This window comes from Streptomyces rhizoryzae (assembly GCF_023155275.1).
Taxonomy (GTDB): Bacteria; Actinomycetota; Actinomycetes; order Streptomycetales; family Streptomycetaceae; genus Streptomyces; species Streptomyces rhizoryzae.
Genome location: NZ_JALMUV010000047.1, coordinates 24,879 through 39,850, shown reverse-complemented (window position 1 = coordinate 39,850; position 14,972 = coordinate 24,879). Strand labels below are relative to the sequence as shown.

9 protein-coding genes are annotated in these 14,972 nt (G+C 74.7%); 4 read left to right on the top strand and 5 right to left on the bottom strand.

Features of this window, described 5'->3' with window-relative positions; all coding sequences use genetic code 11:
- Positions 1-77 precede the first annotated feature (77 nt).
- Positions 78-1,571, bottom strand: a complete 1,494-nt coding sequence (nsdA, locus tag MUU72_RS29000) for a transcriptional repressor NsdA (protein ID WP_248016379.1) — start codon at positions 1,569-1,571, stop codon at positions 78-80.
- Positions 1,572-2,051: 480 nt separating this feature from the next.
- Between nsdA and MUU72_RS28995 the strand changes: the two genes are divergently transcribed.
- A complete protein-coding gene (locus MUU72_RS28995) occupies positions 2,052-2,762 on the top strand; it encodes a bifunctional DNA primase/polymerase (protein WP_248016378.1) in 711 nt (236 codons plus the stop codon).
- Positions 2,763-2,900: 138 nt separating this feature from the next.
- Here the strand turns inward: MUU72_RS28995 and ftsY are convergent, their stop codons facing one another.
- Together ftsY and MUU72_RS28985 are read right to left on the bottom strand one after the other, a co-directional pair.
- The gene (gene ftsY / locus MUU72_RS28990) at positions 2,901-4,136 is read right to left on the bottom strand and encodes a signal recognition particle-docking protein FtsY (protein ID WP_248016377.1); all 1,236 of its coding nucleotides are present in this window, start codon (positions 4,134-4,136) and stop codon (positions 2,901-2,903) included.
- 111 nt (positions 4,137-4,247) lie between these two features.
- Complete coding sequence (locus MUU72_RS28985; RefSeq protein ID WP_248016376.1) at positions 4,248-4,490, bottom strand: hypothetical protein; 243 nt, start codon at positions 4,488-4,490, stop codon at positions 4,248-4,250.
- Between the two features lie 411 nt (positions 4,491-4,901).
- Here MUU72_RS28985 and MUU72_RS28980 point away from each other — a divergent pair, with 411 nt between their 5' ends.
- From MUU72_RS28980 to MUU72_RS28970, 3 genes are all read left to right on the top strand, one after another.
- A complete protein-coding gene (locus tag MUU72_RS28980) occupies positions 4,902-6,395 on the top strand; it encodes a purine-cytosine permease family protein (protein WP_248016375.1) in 1,494 nt (497 codons plus the stop codon).
- 91 nt (positions 6,396-6,486) lie between these two features.
- Positions 6,487-7,491, top strand: coding sequence for an LLM class flavin-dependent oxidoreductase (locus MUU72_RS28975; protein ID WP_248016374.1), 1,005 nt, complete (start codon positions 6,487-6,489; stop codon positions 7,489-7,491).
- Between the two features lie 71 nt (positions 7,492-7,562).
- Entirely contained in the window at positions 7,563-9,332 is a 1,770-nt protein-coding gene (locus tag MUU72_RS28970) for an ankyrin repeat domain-containing protein (RefSeq protein ID WP_248016373.1), read from the top strand.
- A 185-nt stretch (positions 9,333-9,517) separates the two neighbouring features.
- Here the strand turns inward: MUU72_RS28970 and MUU72_RS28965 are convergent, their stop codons facing one another.
- Together MUU72_RS28965 and MUU72_RS28960 are read right to left on the bottom strand one after the other, a co-directional pair.
- On the bottom strand, positions 9,518-10,936 hold the full coding sequence (locus tag MUU72_RS28965) for a sugar porter family MFS transporter (protein ID WP_248016372.1): 1,419 nt from the start codon (positions 10,934-10,936) through the stop codon (positions 9,518-9,520).
- A 268-nt stretch (positions 10,937-11,204) separates the two neighbouring features.
- Positions 11,205-14,969, bottom strand: a complete 3,765-nt coding sequence (locus tag MUU72_RS28960; protein ID WP_248016371.1) for an AAA family ATPase — start codon at positions 14,967-14,969, stop codon at positions 11,205-11,207.
- Positions 14,970-14,972: the final 3 nt, after the last annotated feature.

Sequence of the window (14,972 nt, the reverse complement as noted above, 5' to 3'; positions counted from 1 at the left end):
AAGCCGTCGCGCGTGTTACGCCCCGGTGAACGGCCGGGGGCGCCGGGCGGCCGGAGCCGCGGCCGCGGCGGGGCCGGTCAGACCGCCGCCACGGTCTCCGGGAGCTGCCGGGACAGCTCGTCGCCGAGCCGGATGACCTCGCTGACCGTGCCGTATTCCCGGACCGCGGTGTCCACCGTCTTGCGCAGCCGGTTGTTGACCCGTTCGGAGCGGACCTGGCGGGCGAACGGGATGGCCTGCCGGGCCATCGCGGCGCACGCCTCGGGGTCCTTCTGGAGGAGGTGGACGGTGGCCATGCCGATGAGGTTGAGGGCGTAGGAGCGCTGGTGCTCGGGGTCCTGGCCGAACAGCTCGACGGCGCGCCGCATGGCCGGTTCGGCGAGCGAGGCGTACGTGGGGCTGCGGCCGGCCACGTAGGCGAGGTCGCGGTAGGAATGGGCGTTCTCGGCGTTGAGCTCGGCCTCGGAGAAGAAGCGGATCCAGTCCGGTTCCGGCTCGCCCGGGGAGATGTCGGAGAAGGTGTCCTCGGCCATCCGGACCGCCCGCTTGACCTTGCTGGGCTGGCCCATCCCGGCGTACGCGCGGGCCTCCATCGCGTACAGCATCGCCTGGGTGCGGGGGGTGGCGGTCTCCCGACTGCCGTACTGGGCGAGGTGGATCAGCTCCAGCGCGTCGTCGGGCCGGCCGAGGTGGATCATCTGCCGGCTCATGCTGGAGAGGATGTACGAGCCGAGCGGGCGGTCGCCGGCCTCCTTGGAGGCGTGCAGGGCGAGCACGAAGTACTTCTGGGCGGTGGGCTGGAGGCCGATGTCGTAGCTCATCCAGCCGGCGAGTTCGGCGAGTTCGGCGGCGACCTTGAACAGCCGCCGGGACACCTCCGGCGGCTGCGGCTCCTGGAGGAGGTCGGTGACCTCGTGGAGCTGGCCGACCACCGCCTTGCGCCGCAGCCCGCCGCCGCACTGCGCGTCCCACTGCCGGAACATCGCGGTGGTCGCCTCCAGCAGCTCCAGCTCGGGGCGGGACAGCCGGGCCGGGCGGCGGGTCCGGTCGGACTGCGCGGGAAGGTCGCCGGACCCGGCCGGCACCGGCACCAGCCAGCGCTGCATCGGCTCGATGAGGGGGGGGCCGGCGGCCAGGGCGAGCGAGGTGCCCAGGAAGCCGCGGCGCGCCAGCATCAGGTCGCTGCGGGTGAACTCGCTGATCAGGCTGACCGTCTGGGGGCCGGCCCAGGGCAGGTCGACGCCGGAGACGGACGGGGACCGGTGGGCGGTGCGCAGGCCCAGCTCCTCGACGCCGACCACGCAGCCGAAGCGTTCGGAGAAGAGCTCGGAGAGGATCCGCGGGATCGGCTCCCGGGGCTGCTCGCCGTCCAGCCAGCGGCGCACGCGGGAGGTGTCGGTGCTGATGTGGTGGGCGCCCATCTGGCGCGCGCGGCGGTTGACCTGCCGGGCCAGCTCGCCCTTGGACCAGCCGCTGCGCAGGAACCACGAGCCCAGCTGCGCGTTGGGGCGCTTGGCGGCTTCGGTGCCGCCCGTGCCGCCCGACCCGGCGGTGCCGCCAGTGCCGCCCACAGGGATGCCCCCATTTCCGATAGCGCGTGTCCGCGAAACACCCACAGGATGCCGCCTGTTGCGGCGCCCGTGCCGCGGTACCTCTACCCGACCGCCGGATCCGGCCACACCTGCGCCGACGCCGTTCACCCGTTGCCCCCGGCATACCCGGGTGCCGGGTGCGTCCCCCGGGGCGGGTGCACCGAAAGTAATCCTACGATCACGCCCGCTGCGAGGCCGATCACGGAAACGCCACCATTCGCCACCCCTGCGCGTGAACTCCCCGGGCAGCTCTCGCGATTGACTTGACAGAGGTCATCCGGGGGCCGGGCGGAGCGGAGCGCGCCAGGGCGTGCGCTCGGTGCCGCACCACCCGGTGTACGACCGCACACCACCGGGACCGCGGACCGCCGACGGAGCGTGCACACCAGAGTGCAGAACCGTCTCCTCGTCAACGCGCCGGTTCGTAACCACGCAGACGCACCACCCGTTGGAGGGGGCATGGGTTTCACGATCGGCGGCATCCGGGACCGGCGTACCGGTCCGCGCCGCCGCCTCCGCTCGGCCGAGGGCACCGCGGTCGCGGAGTACACCGGGCTGTGGGGCTGGGACGTGGTCCCCGGGGCGCGCGCGGTGCGGACCGGCGGCCGTACGGAGTGCTCGTGCGGCGCGGCGGACTGCCCCGCCCCGGGCGCCCATCCGCTCTCCTTCGGCCGGGAGCTGCCGGCCGGCGCGACGCTCCAGGAGGCACTGGCCGCCTGGGCGGAGACCCCGGGCGCCGCGGTACTGCTCCCGGTGGGCCGCTCCTTCGACGTGCTGGACGTGCCGGCGGAGGCCGGCCGGGGCGCGCTGGCGCGCCTGGAGCGGATGGGGCTGCCGCTGGGCCCGGTGGCCGCCACGCCCACCGGGCGCGCGCTGTTCCTGGTCGCCCCCGGGGCGGCGGCCGCGCTGCCCGACCTCCTCTACCGCATGGGCTGGGACGACGCCGATCTGGACCTGCGGCCGCTGGGGCCGGGCGGGTACCTCACCGCGCCGCCCTCCGATCTCGGCGGGCACGGTCCGGTGCGCTGGCTCCGGCCGCCGTCCCTGGAGACCGCCGGCCGCCCGCCCCAGGCCCGCCTGCTGCTGGGCGCGCTGGCGTACGCGTGCAACCGCGCGGCGGCCGGCCGGGCCGCCCCCGACGGGACGGCGTACGGTCCGCGGGCCCGGTGAGCGCACCGCGGCGCCGGGTTGGCCGGATCCGAGCGCTGCGCCCGGTGGCGGCCGGGGGCGTGCGGCGAACGGCGGCGGCCCCCGTCACCCGTCGTGCGCGGGTGGCGGGGGCCGCCGCCGTCAGGCCGTGGGGCCGGGTCAGCTGATCAGCGCGTCCACGAACGCCTCGGGCTCGAACGGTGCCAGGTCGTCCGGGCCCTCGCCCAGGCCGACCAGCTTGACCGGAACGCCCAGTTCGCGCTGGACGGCGATGATGATGCCGCCCTTGGCGGTGCCGTCGAGCTTGGTGAGGACCACGCCGGTGATGTCGACGACCTCGGCGAAGACCCGCGCCTGGACCAGGCCGTTCTGGCCGGTGGTGGCGTCCAGGACGAGCAGCACCTCGCCGACCGGGCCGTGCTTCTCGACGACCCGCTTGACCTTGCCCAGCTCGTCCATCAGGCCGGTCTTGGTGTGCAGCCGGCCCGCGGTGTCGATCAGGACGACATCGGCGGACTCGGCGATGCCCTCCTTCACCGCGTCGTAGGCGACGGACGCCGGGTCGCCGGCCTCCGGGCCGCGGACCGTACGGGCGCCGACCCGCTCGCCCCAGGTCTGGAGCTGGTCGGCGGCGGCCGCGCGGAAGGTGTCGGCGGCGCCGAGGACGACGGACTTGCCGTCGGCGACCAGGACGCGGGCGAGCTTGCCGGTGGTGGTGGTCTTGCCGGTGCCGTTGACGCCGACGACCATCACCACGCCGGGGATCTCGCCGCCGCCGTTGCCGATGCCGTTGGCGGTGTGCACGGTGCGGTCGGCCTCGGTGCCGATGAGGGCGAGCAGCTCCTCGCGGAGCAGCGTGCGCAGGTCCTCGGGGGTGCGGGTGCCGAGCACCTTGACCCGCTCGCGGAGCCGCTCGACCAGTTCCTGGGTGGGGGCGACGCCGACGTCGGCGGTCAGCAGGGTGTCCTCGATCTCCTCCCAGGTCTCCTCGTCGAGGTGTTCGCGCGACAGCAGGGTCAGCAGGCCCTTGCCGAGGGTGTTCTGGGAGCGGGCGAGCCGGGCGCGCAGCCGGACCAGGCGGCCGGCGGTCGGCTCGGGGACCTCGACGGCGGGCGCGGCGGGCGCCTCCGGCTCGGCGGCCGGTGCCTCGGGCGCGGCCGCGGGGGCCTCGGCCGTGGGCAGCTCGACCTCTTCGATGGTGCGGCGTTCTTCGTCGCGGGGGGTTTCGGCCTCCTCGCCGACCTGCGGTTCGGCGGGGGGCGCGGTGACGGAGGGCTGGGGAGCGGCCGGCGGGGGCGGCGGCAGCTGCTTCTTCTTGCGGCCGGTGACGACGAGCCCGCTGATCGCGCCGAGCACGACCACGGCGATGACTACGGCAAGGATGACGGTTTCCATAACCCCTCCAGTATCAGCCACACCCCGCCGCCGACCGCGGCACGCGCCCGGGGATCCGCCCCGGGTGGCGGGGGCTGCCGCCGGCGCCCGCGCGGCCCGCCGGAGGCGTGGTCAGGACTCGCGGTGCTCCTGGGTGCGCCAGCGCTCCAGGGTGGGGTCGCGGTGCGCGTCGTACGTCCCCGAGCCCTGGCAGTGGCGGCACTCGCCGGTCCGCTGGACGGTCTCGCAGGGGCCCCGGAACGGGTCGACCCCGGGGCCGTAGGCCAGGGCCTGGGACACATATCCGGTGCCCTGGCACCACTGACACGTCTTGTCCGGCACATCGGCCTCCCGCGGGTCCGCGCTGTCGTTCATCCGGATCACCTTGCACCAAGGAGGGGCCGCCATGCCCCGGGGGGCGTTTTCCCGCCGCCGGGCGGTCCACGCGCGGCGCGCTCAGACGAGAGATGCGTCTCTCCGACGGGCTCCCGGAACCGCCCGCCCAACCGGAAGGGGGACCTCCGATTCCTCTTCGAGCCCTCCACTGCGTCACGTATGTCCTGATCACGGGGGTGTGACTGGATTCATCGACAGGACGAGGATTCCGTGTCATCGTCAAGGGATCCAAGGGGGCGGACCGGTAGAAGTTGGATCAAAGTACGATGGTGGTCGGCCGCGCAACGCGCGTAGAGTCCTGGCAATCACATCTGGCCGGGCATCACTGCCGCTGCCTGCACCTCCTTCCCGGGGGTGCCCCCAGACCCCCGCACGGAGACAGCTGCACCCATGGGCACCAGCACCACGTCCTCAACCACATCCGCCCCCGCGGCCGAAGGCGCCGTCGAGACCCGGGGCATCGAGCCGGTCCCGGATCACGAGCGCCGGGGACGGGTCCGCGAGCTCTTCCCCACCTGGGTCGCGGCCAACATCAGCGTGCTGCTGCTGACCATGGGCGCCTCCCTGGTGATCAACAACGGCCTGAACTTCTGGCAGGTGCTGGTGGTGGCCGCGATCGCCTCCACCATCTCCTTCGGGATCGTGGGCCTGCTGTCGGTCTCCGGTAAGTGGGGCGGCGCGCCGGGCGCGATGCTCTCCCGGGCCGCCTTCGGCGTGCGCGGCAACTACTTCCCGGGCGCGATCCTGTGGGTCGCCCGCTTCGGCTGGGAGACGATCAACGCGGTCAGCGGCGCCTACGCGATCCTGACCGTGCTCCGCCTGGTGTTCGGCATCAAGACCAACAACGTGCTGGTCGTGGTGACCCTGCTGGGCTTCGTCGCCTGCACCTTCCTGGTGAGCGGCATGGGCCGCAAGGCGCTCAACGTCTGCAACAAGTACTCCACGTACCTCTTCAGCCTGATCAGCCTCGTCGTGCTGGTCTACCTGATCGTCGAGATGCCGTGGGGCGCCATCTTCGCCAAGTCGCCGGGCAGCGGCGCGATGATGATCGCGGGCATCGGCACCATCGCGGCCGGCGGCCTGAGCTGGGTGCCCACCGGTCCGGACTTCGCGCGCTACCTGCCGCACTCCGCCTCCGGCAAGAAGATCGTCGGCACCACCGTCTCCGGTGCGGCCCTGGTCCTCGTCCCGATGGTGGTCATGGGCGGCGTGATGGCCGTGTCCAACCCGTCGCTGGCCAACCAGAACACCGACCCGATGTCCTTCCTCGGCCAGGTGCTGCCGTCCGCCATCGCGATCCCGTACCTGATCACCGCGCTGATCGGCATGATGCTGATCAACAGCCTGTCGATGTACTCCGCGGGCTTCACCGCCCAGACCATGGGCGTCAAGCTGCCGCGCGCCCTGGCGGTCAGCATCAACGCCGCCATCAGCCTCATCGGCGGCCTGTTCATGATGCTGGTGGCCAAGGACTTCGTGGGCCAGTTCATCGCCTTCCTGACGCTGCTCGCGGTCTCGTTCTCCGCCTGGATCGGCGTCTACGGCGTGGACATGTTCCGCCGCCGCACGATGACGGTGCGGTACCACGCGGAGAGCCTGATGACCATCGACCGCACCAGCCGCTACTGGTACCGCGGCGGTTTCTGCTGGCAGGCGCTGACCGCCTGGGGCGTCGCGCTCCTCGCCGGCCTGGCGTTCACCAAGGTGCAGTGGTTCACCGGCCCGCTGGCCGGCACCTGGATCGGCGAGAACGGCCTGGGCTGGGCGGCCACCATCCTGATCGCCGCCGTGGTCTTCGCGGTCCTGCCGGCCGCCCGGGAGACCGAGGCCCCGGCGCCCGCCGCGGCGCCCGGCGGCGAGCGGCAGGCCGTCGAGATCGGCTGATCCCGGCCGGTCCGGCTCCCCTCCCCTGGAAAACTGACGTATCGTCAGCTACGGTCCCCTTCGCCACCTGCTCTGGCGAAGGGGACCTGCCATGTCCGCCGCCCCGTCCGCACCCGTCACGCTCCTGCGCTTCAACCTCGCCGGGCCGCCCGCCGCGCCCGGGGAGCTCACCGCCCGCTACCGGGCCGCGATCGAGATGGCCCGGTACGCCGACACCCACGGCCTGGACATGATCCAGACCGAGGAGCACCACGCCACCGGGAACGGCTGGATGCCCGCGCCGCTGGCCTTCGCGGGCGCCGTCCTGGGCGCCACCCGGCGGATCGGCGTCACCGTTTCCGCCCTGATCACCCCGCTGCACGATCCGCTGCGGCTGGCCGAGGACCTGGCGGTGCTCGACCTGCTGGGCGCCGGCCGGCTGGTGACCGTCGCGGGCCTGGGCTACCGGCCCGAGGAGTACGCCGCGCACGGCAAGGACTGGGACGCCCGCGGCGCCCTCCAGGACGAGGCGCTCGCCACGCTGCTGGCCGCCTGGACCGGGGAGCCGTTCACCTACCGGGGGCGCACCGTGCGGGTCACCCCGCGCCCGCACTCCCGGCCGCATCCGCCGCTGCTCGTCGGCGGCGCCTCGCGGCCCGCGGCCCGGCGGGCGGCCCGCCTGGGCCTGCCGTTCTTCCCCAGCGCGCACCTGCCGGAGCTGGAGCGCTACTACCACGAGAGGTGCGCCGCCCACGGGACCGAGGGCTGGGTGATGCAGCCGCCGCGGCGCACCTGCCTGCTGCACCTGGCCGAGGACCCGGACCGCGGCTGGGCGGAGCACGGCCGGCACCTGCTGTACGAGGCGCGGACGTACGCGTCCTGGCAGGGCGCCGGGGCGCGGTCGGCGGTGCGCTCGGCGGCCGCGGACACCGCGCAGCTGCGCGCGGAGGGCGTCTACCGGATCGTCACCCCGGACGAGTGCCTGCGACTGGCCGGGGAGGAGGGCGGCGGGGGCGCGCTGATCCTGCATCCGCTGTGCGGCGGGATGCCCGTCGAGGAGGGCTGGCGGTCGCTGCGGCTGTTCGCGGAGCGGGTGCTGCCCCGGCTGGCGGGCTGAGGCGGGCGGGCCGGGCGCGGGCGGGCCGGCGGGCACGGCCGATTGTCAGTGGCGGGTGCCACGATCGGTGCATGAGCTTCTTCGACGGACTGACCCCGGCCGGCCCACCGCCCGAAGTACCCGACGAGATCCTGGAGTTGGGCCCTTACGCGCCCGCCGGCGACGAGGAGTTCGCGCCCTCGCAGTGGTTCGTCCCGGCGCAGCTCCCACAGCTCGCCGAGGCCGGTGCCGGTCCCGCGGCGCGGATCGTGCTCACCGGCTGGGACGTCTGGCCCCGGTCGGTGACGATGCGGCTGTCGGTCTTCCTGCGCCGGATCCGCCCCGGCGGCCGGACGTCGCCGTACGGGCGGCCGGGCGGCGGGGGGCTGCGCTGCGGGCTGCTGCTGGCGGACGGGCGGAAGGTCACCACCCTGGACGGCGGTTCCTGGCCGGCGTCCGGGCAGTCCGGGCCGGTGCTGCGGCTCAGCGGCGGCACCGGCGGCGCGTTCCACCACCAACTGGAGCTGCACCTCTCGCAGATGCCGCCGGCCGGCCCCACCCAGCTGGTGGTGGAGTGGCCGGACGAGCAGGTGCCCGATACGGTCACGGTCTTCGACGCCGGGCCGCTGCGGGCGGTGGTCCGGGAGGTGCGGGAGGTCTGGCCGGAGACCGCGCCACCGGGCACCGCACCACCGGCCGGTACGGCGGCGGACGGTCCCCTGGCGGCCGGCCCCTCGGCGGACGGGGAGGCGCGGGGGTTCCTCGTCGCCGGCCTCGGACCGGCGGAGATCCTGGCCCGGCCGCCCGCGGTGTGGTCCCCGCCCGTCCCTGAGCCCGCGGTGTGGACCCCGCCCGCCCCGGACCCCGCCCGCGCCGGCTGGGAGGGCATGGCCGACGCCCACTGGCGCGACACCGCCCTGGTGCTGGAGCGGCTCGCGCACGGCGCCGATCCGGCCGCCCGCGCCCCCGGCTCCCCGGAGGCGCCGCTGCACGCGGCCGCCGCGCACGGCTCGCCGGAGGCGGTCGCCGCCCTGCTGGCCGCGGGCGCGGCCGCGGACGCCCCCGACCACCAGGGCTGCACCCCGTTGTGGCACGCCGTCTGCCACGGCGCCCGGGAGAACGCCGCGCTGCTGCTGCGGGCCGGCGCCGACGCCTGGCGCCCGCAGCTCGGCGGCCGCTCCCCCGGCCGGCTGGCGCTGACCACCCCGCTGGCCCCGCTGTTCGCCGGACTGCCTGGCGCGGTGCCGCTGACGCCCGCGGAGCGCGCCGCCCAGCGGGAGGCGGACGAGCGGGCGGCGGTGTTCGCGGGGGTGCCCACCGAGTCCCTCTCGGCGGCGTTCGTGGCGGGCGTCGGCGAGGAGGAGGCGGTCCGGCGGCTGGGCCGCGACCCCCGCGACTGCCCGGTGCTCCCTCCGGACGCCGCGGCCGAGCCCTGGGAAGGGGACGCCTTCGCCCACGAGGAGGCGCACCGCCAGGTCGGCGTCACCGGGGTGCCCGGCGGCTGCGTCCTTGTCCAGCCGTACTCCTACCTGCTCAGCACCGAGCCCCTGCTGGACGCGCTCTCCCCCGGCGGCGCCGCGTACGGGGTGTACTTCAACCCCAAGGGCGGCACGTTCGGCACGCTCTCGCGGGACGGCCGCACCGAGCGGACCGAGGAGATCGGCCTGCCGCCGTACGGCGACGAGCCCGAGGGGCACTGGCTGTACCGCTTCTGGAGCTGGGACCGGCCGGAGGAGATGTACGGGGCGAGCGAGCTGGCGTACGCCTGCGCCCAGGCCGGTCTGCGGCTGGCGGATCCGCAGCCGCTGTCCGGGGCGCCGCGCCGCTGGGTGCTCATACCCGACGGCAGCCCGCTCCTCTAGGGGGTGTCCGCAAAGTCGCGTCGTTCGCCCGCCAGGGCGGCCGGGTGGTGTCCGGTGCGTGCTCTCGGTGTGAGCGCGGCGCGCCCGGTGCCCCGCAGGTCCGGTCCGCCCCCCGGAACGTACCGCTGCCCCGGCTCGGGTGAACCGGGGCAGCGGCGAGGACTGAGGAGAGGGCGGCGGGGGGGTTAGCCCATCTCCTCCAACGCCTTGCCCTTGGTCTCCTTCACGAACTTGAGCACGAAGGGGATCGAGAGCAGGGCGAAGACCATGTAGATCACGTAGGTGCCGGACAGGTTCCAGTCGGACAGGCTCGGGAAGCTGGCCGTGATCGCCCAGTTGGCGATCCACTGCGCGCAGGCGGCGACGCCCAGCGCGGCGGCACGGATCTTGTTCGGGAACATCTCGCCGAGGAAGACCCAGACCACGACACCCCAGGAGAGGGCGAAGAAGAGCACGAAGCAGTGCGCGGCGATCAGGGCCACGGTGCCCTCGGTGGCCGGCAGGGTGCCGGCCGCGGTCTTGGCGGAGAAGGCCCACGCCTCCAGGGCGAGCGCGACGGCCATACCGGCCGAGCCGATGAGGGCCAGCGGGCGGCGGCCGATCCGGTCGACGAAGATCATCGCGATCACGGTGCCGACGATGTTGATGATCGAGGTGGTGAAGCTGTAGAAGAACGAGCTCTCCGGGTTGATGCCGACCGACTGCCACAGCGTCGAGGAGTAGTAGAAGGCGACGTTGATGCCGACGAGCTGCTGGAAGACCGACAGGCCGATACCGACCCAGACGATCGACAGGAAGCCGCCCTTGCCGCCGAGCAGGTCCTTGAAGGTGGACTTGTGCTCGCGGCGCATCGCGTCCTGGATCTCGGTGACCCGGGCGTCGAGGTCCACCGTGCTGCCCTCGACCTCGGCGAGCACCTCCTTGGCGCGGTCGACCCGGCCGGCGGAGATCAGGAAGCGCGGCGACTCGGGGATCGCGAAGGAGAGCAGCCCGTAGAGGATGGCCGGGACGACCATCACGCCGAGCATCCACTGCCACGCCTCCAGCCCGGCGATCTTGCCGCGCTGCTGGCCGTCGGCGAGGTTGAGGATGCCCCAGTTGACGAGCTGGGAGATGGCGATGCCGATGACGATGGCGGCCTGCTGGAAGGAGCCGAGCCGGCCGCGGTAGGCGGGCGGCGAGACCTCGGCGATGTAGGCCGGGCCGATGACCGAGGCCATACCGATGGCGATACCGCCCAGGATCCGCCACATCGCCAGGTCCCAGAGGGCGAACGGCAGGGCCGAGCCGATGGCGCTGATGGTGAAGAGCACCGCGGCGATCTGCATGACCCGGATGCGGCCGATCCGGTCGGCGATCCGGCCGGCGGTGGCGGCGCCGATGGCGCAGCCGATCAGGGCAATGGCGATCACCTGCGCGAGGACGGCGGACCCGACGTCGTAGCGGCTGCGGATCGCCTCGACGGCGCCGTTGATGACGGAGCTGTCATAACCGAAGAGGAAGCCGCCCATCGCGGCAGCCGCGGTGATGAAGATGACATGGCCGAGGTGGTCCGGCTGGGCCTTGCGGCCTTCCGGGACCGTCGGCTGCGCGGTGCTGGTCAACGTGAACTCCAGTGGCCCGGCTGCGCTGCCGGGCGTAGGGGGCTGGCCCTTACAAGTGGCGCACACGGTGGGGGCACCCACCACTTGAAGGTAAAAGCAACGTTGCAGAGACTATGCCTTTAAGTTTCGAAGTCAATAGGCCGAACCTGACGTCTTTCTCACGCGACTGCGGCAAGCTCCATTCAACTTCTGAATTGATCTTGTATGCCTTCACGGCATGGCGACACACGGTTCCGGAACGGATGCGGACGGTCCCGCCCGCACCGGCTCAGCGCAGCCGCTGACTGATCACCTTCGAGACGCCGTCGCCCTGCATCGAGACGCCGTAGAGCGCGTCGGCGACCTCCATCGTCCGCTTCTGGTGCGTGATCACGATCAGCTGGGAACTCTCCTGGAGCTCCGCCATGATCCCGATCAGCCGCTGGAGGTTGGTGTCGTCCAGCGCCGCCTCGACCTCGTCCATCACGTAGAACGGGCTGGGCCGCGCCTTGAAGATCGACACCAGCAGCGCCACCGCGGTCAGCGACCGCTCACCGCCGGACAGCAGCGAGAGCCGCTTGACCTTCTTCCCCGGCGGCCGGGCCTCCACGTCCACCCCGGTCGCCAGCATGTCGTCCGGGTTCGTCAGCACCAGCCGCCCCTCGCCGCCCGGGAAGAGCCGGGCGAAGACGCCCTCGAACTCCCGCGCGGTGTCGCGGTACGCCTCGGTGAAGACCTGCTCGACCCGTTCGTCGACCTCCTTGACCACCCGCAGCAGGTCGGACCGGGTCTTCTTCAAGTCTTCAAGCTGCTCGCTCAGGAAGCGGTGGCGCTCCTCCAGGGCTGCGAATTCCTCCAGCGCGAGCGGGTTCACCTTCCCGAGCTGCTGGTACGCCCGCTCGGCGGCCCGCAGCCGCTTCTCCTGCTCGGCCCGGACGAAGGGCACCGGCCCCTCCCCCGCCGCCGGGCCGCCGCCGGCCGCCGCGTCCGGCCGCTCCTCGCCGCCGGCCGGCGCGGGCGGCGGCACCGGCTGGTCGGGCCCGTACTCGGCCACCAGCACGGCCGGTTCGACCCCCAGCTCCTCCAGCGCCCGGGCCTCCAACTGCTCGATCCGCAACCGCTTCTCGGCGCCCAGCACCTCCCCGCGGTGCACCGAGTCGGTCAGCTTGTCCAGCTCGGCCGCCAGCTCCCGGCCCTGCTCGCGCGCGGCGGCCAGCGCCCGCTCGCGCTCCGCCTTGGCCCGTTCCACGGCGGCCCGCTCCTCCTCGGCCCGCACCACCGACACCTCGATGTGCGCCAGCAGCTGCGCCGCGCCCGAGGCCACCGCACCGGCCACCGCCGCCTCGTGGCGCAGCCGGGCCCGCCGCCGCTCGGCCCGCGCCCGCGCCTCCCGCTCCGCGCGCGCCGCCCGGTCCAGCGCGTCCGCCCGCCCGGCCAGCGCCTTGACCCGCTCCTCGTGCGTGCGCGCCTGGAGCCGGGCCTCCATCTCCGTCTGCCGGGCGTTGGCCCCGTCGGCGGCCAGCCGGTCGCGGACGGAGGTGTCCGGTTCCTCGTCGGCCGCGGCCGGGTCCTCCTGCGCCGCGACCAGCCGGGCGGCCAGCTCCTCGGCCTCCTCGGTCGCCCGGGCCAGCGCCTCCTCGGCGCGGGCCGCGGCCGCGGCGGACCGCTCGGCCTCCCCGGCGGCGGCCCGCGCCTGCCCGGCCAGCCGCCCCAGGTCCCCGGCGACCTCGGACTTCTTCCGGTCGGCCGCCCGCCGCCGCGCGTCCAGCTCCTCGACGAGCGCGGCGCACGCGGTCCGCCGCTCCTCGGCGTCCCGGCGGGCCCCGGCCAGTTCCGCGCAGCGGGCGGCCAGCCCGGTCAGCTCGGCCGCCGCCTCGTCGACCGACGCCTGCACCTCCAGCAGGCTCGGCGCCCCCGCCGAACCGCCCTGCGCGAAGTGCGCCCCGAGCAGATCGCCCTCCGCGGTGACGGCGGTCAGCTCCGGCCGCGCCGCCACCAGCTCCTCGGCCTCCTCCAGCGTGCCGACCACCACCACGTCCCGCAGCAGCCGGGCCACCGACGCGGTCAACTCCCGCGCTCCGCCCACCAGTTCGTGCGCCGGTACGGGCCCGCCGCCGGCCCCCGGAGCCCCGCCCGGGCCGCTCCCGGACACCCCGGACACCCCGGCCGCACCGGCACCACCGCTCCCGCCTGCCCCCTCCGGCGCCTCGCCCGCGGCCCGCCCGGCGACCTCCGCCGCCACCGCCTGCCGGACCTCCGCGCCCGCCGGGGACGGCACGGCCGGCCCGGCCGCCGGCTGCACCGGCCCGGCCGGCGCCGGCACCCGCACCGGCCGGCCGCCGCCCAGCACCATCGCCGCCCGCCCCGCGTCCTCCTTGCGCAGCAGCCGCAGCGCCTCGGCCGCGGCGGCCGGACCGGTGACCGCCACCGCGTCCGCCGCGGCGCCCAGCGCGGCGGCCACCGGCACCTCGAAGCCCGGCGCCACGGTCAGCAGTTCGGCGGCCGGCCCGAGCAGCCCGCCGAGCCGGTCCCCGGCGGCCAGCAGCGCGCCGGTGCCGTCCTTGCGGCGCAGCCCCAGGGCGAGCGCGTCGTGCCGGGCGGCGGTCGCGGCGCGCTCCCGCTCCGCCCCGGCCAGCTCCTCCCGCACCGCGGCCAGCGCGGACTCCGCCGCCGCCAGCTCCGCCCGCGCCGCCTCGTACCGCCCGGTCAGCTCCGCGTCGTCCGCGTCCAGTCCGCCGACCTCGGCCGCGCGCCGCTCGTACGCCTCCTGGGCCTCGGCCGCCCGGCTCAGGGCCGCGTCCCGGGCCTCGGCCAGCCGGCCGATCTCCGCCTGCGCCGAGGCGGCCCGGCCGCGCGCGGCGGTCACCTGCCCGCTGAGCCGGGCCAGCCCCTCGCGCCGGTCGGCCAGCGCCCGGGCCGCGTCCCGCAGCCGCCGCTCCTCGGCGGCCAACTGCCGTTCCAGCTCCGCCCGGTGGTCGACGGTGTCCGACAGGGCCCGGCTCGCCGCCTCCAGCGCAGCGGTCAACTCCGCCTCCTGCTCGCGGATCCGGGCCGCCTCCCGCTCCAGGTCCTCCGGGTCCCTCCCGCGCCGCTCCTCCGGCGGCGCCGCGGTGGCGCTGCGCACCCGGGCCTTCGCCAGCGACACCGTGCCGCGCACCCGCTCGGCCAGCTGCGAGAGGGCGTACCAGGTCTCCTGGGCCCGCTGGAGCCGCGGGGCGAGGGCCCGCACCTCCTCCTCCAGCGCCGCCTCCCGCTGCCGGGCATCGCGCAGCCGGGCCTCCACCGCGTCCCTGCGCTCCTTCAGCGCCGCCTCGTCGGCGATCTCGGCGGCCAGCGCGCGGCGCAGCGTGACGAGGTCGTCGGCGAGCAGCCGCAGCCGGGCGTCGCGCAGATCGGCCTGGATGACGGCGGCCCGCCGGGCGACCGCGGCCTGCCGCCCCAGCGGCTTGAGCTGCCGCCGGAGCTCGTCGGTGAGGTCCTGGACGCGGGCGAGGTTGGCCTTCATCGCGTCCAGCTTCCGCAGCGCCTTCTCCTTGCGCTTGCGGTGCTTGAGCACCCCGGCGGCCTCCTCGATGAACGCCCGGCGCCCCATCGGGTCGGCGTGCAGCACGGAATCGAGCTGGCCCTGGCCGACGATCACGTGCATCTCCCGGCCGATACCGGAATCCGAGAGCAGCTCCTGGATATCCAGCAGCCGGCAGGTGTCGCCATTGATCTGGTACTCGCTGCCGCCGTTCCGGAACATGATCCGGGTCAGGGTGACTTCGGCGTATTCGATGGGCAGCGCGCCGTCGGAATTGTCGATCGTCAGCGAGACCTCGGCGCGGCCGAGCGGCGGCCGCCCGGTCGTCCCGGCGAAGATGACGTCCTCCATCTTCCCGCCGCGCAGTGATTTCGCGCCCTGCTCCCCCATCACCCACGACAGGGCGTCCACGACGTTGGACTTGCCGGAACCGTTGGGGCCCACGACGCAGGTGATGCCCGGTTCGAACCGGAGCGTCGTGGCGGAGGCGAAGGACTTGAAGCCTCGCAGGGTCAGACTCTTCAGGTGCACGCC

Coding starts and splice junctions, on each gene's coding strand:
- MUU72_RS28985 (WP_248016376.1), bottom strand. CDS start 4,490: ATGAACGACAGCGCGGACCCGCGGGAGGCCGATGTGCCGGACAAGACG.
- ftsY (WP_248016377.1), bottom strand. CDS start 4,136: ATGGAAACCGTCATCCTTGCCGTAGTCATCGCCGTGGTCGTGCTCGGC.
- MUU72_RS28975 (WP_248016374.1), top strand. CDS start 6,487: ATGTCCGCCGCCCCGTCCGCACCCGTCACGCTCCTGCGCTTCAACCTC.
- MUU72_RS28980 (WP_248016375.1), top strand. CDS start 4,902: ATGGGCACCAGCACCACGTCCTCAACCACATCCGCCCCCGCGGCCGAA.
- MUU72_RS28995 (WP_248016378.1), top strand. CDS start 2,052: ATGGGTTTCACGATCGGCGGCATCCGGGACCGGCGTACCGGTCCGCGC.
- MUU72_RS28970 (WP_248016373.1), top strand. CDS start 7,563: ATGAGCTTCTTCGACGGACTGACCCCGGCCGGCCCACCGCCCGAAGTA.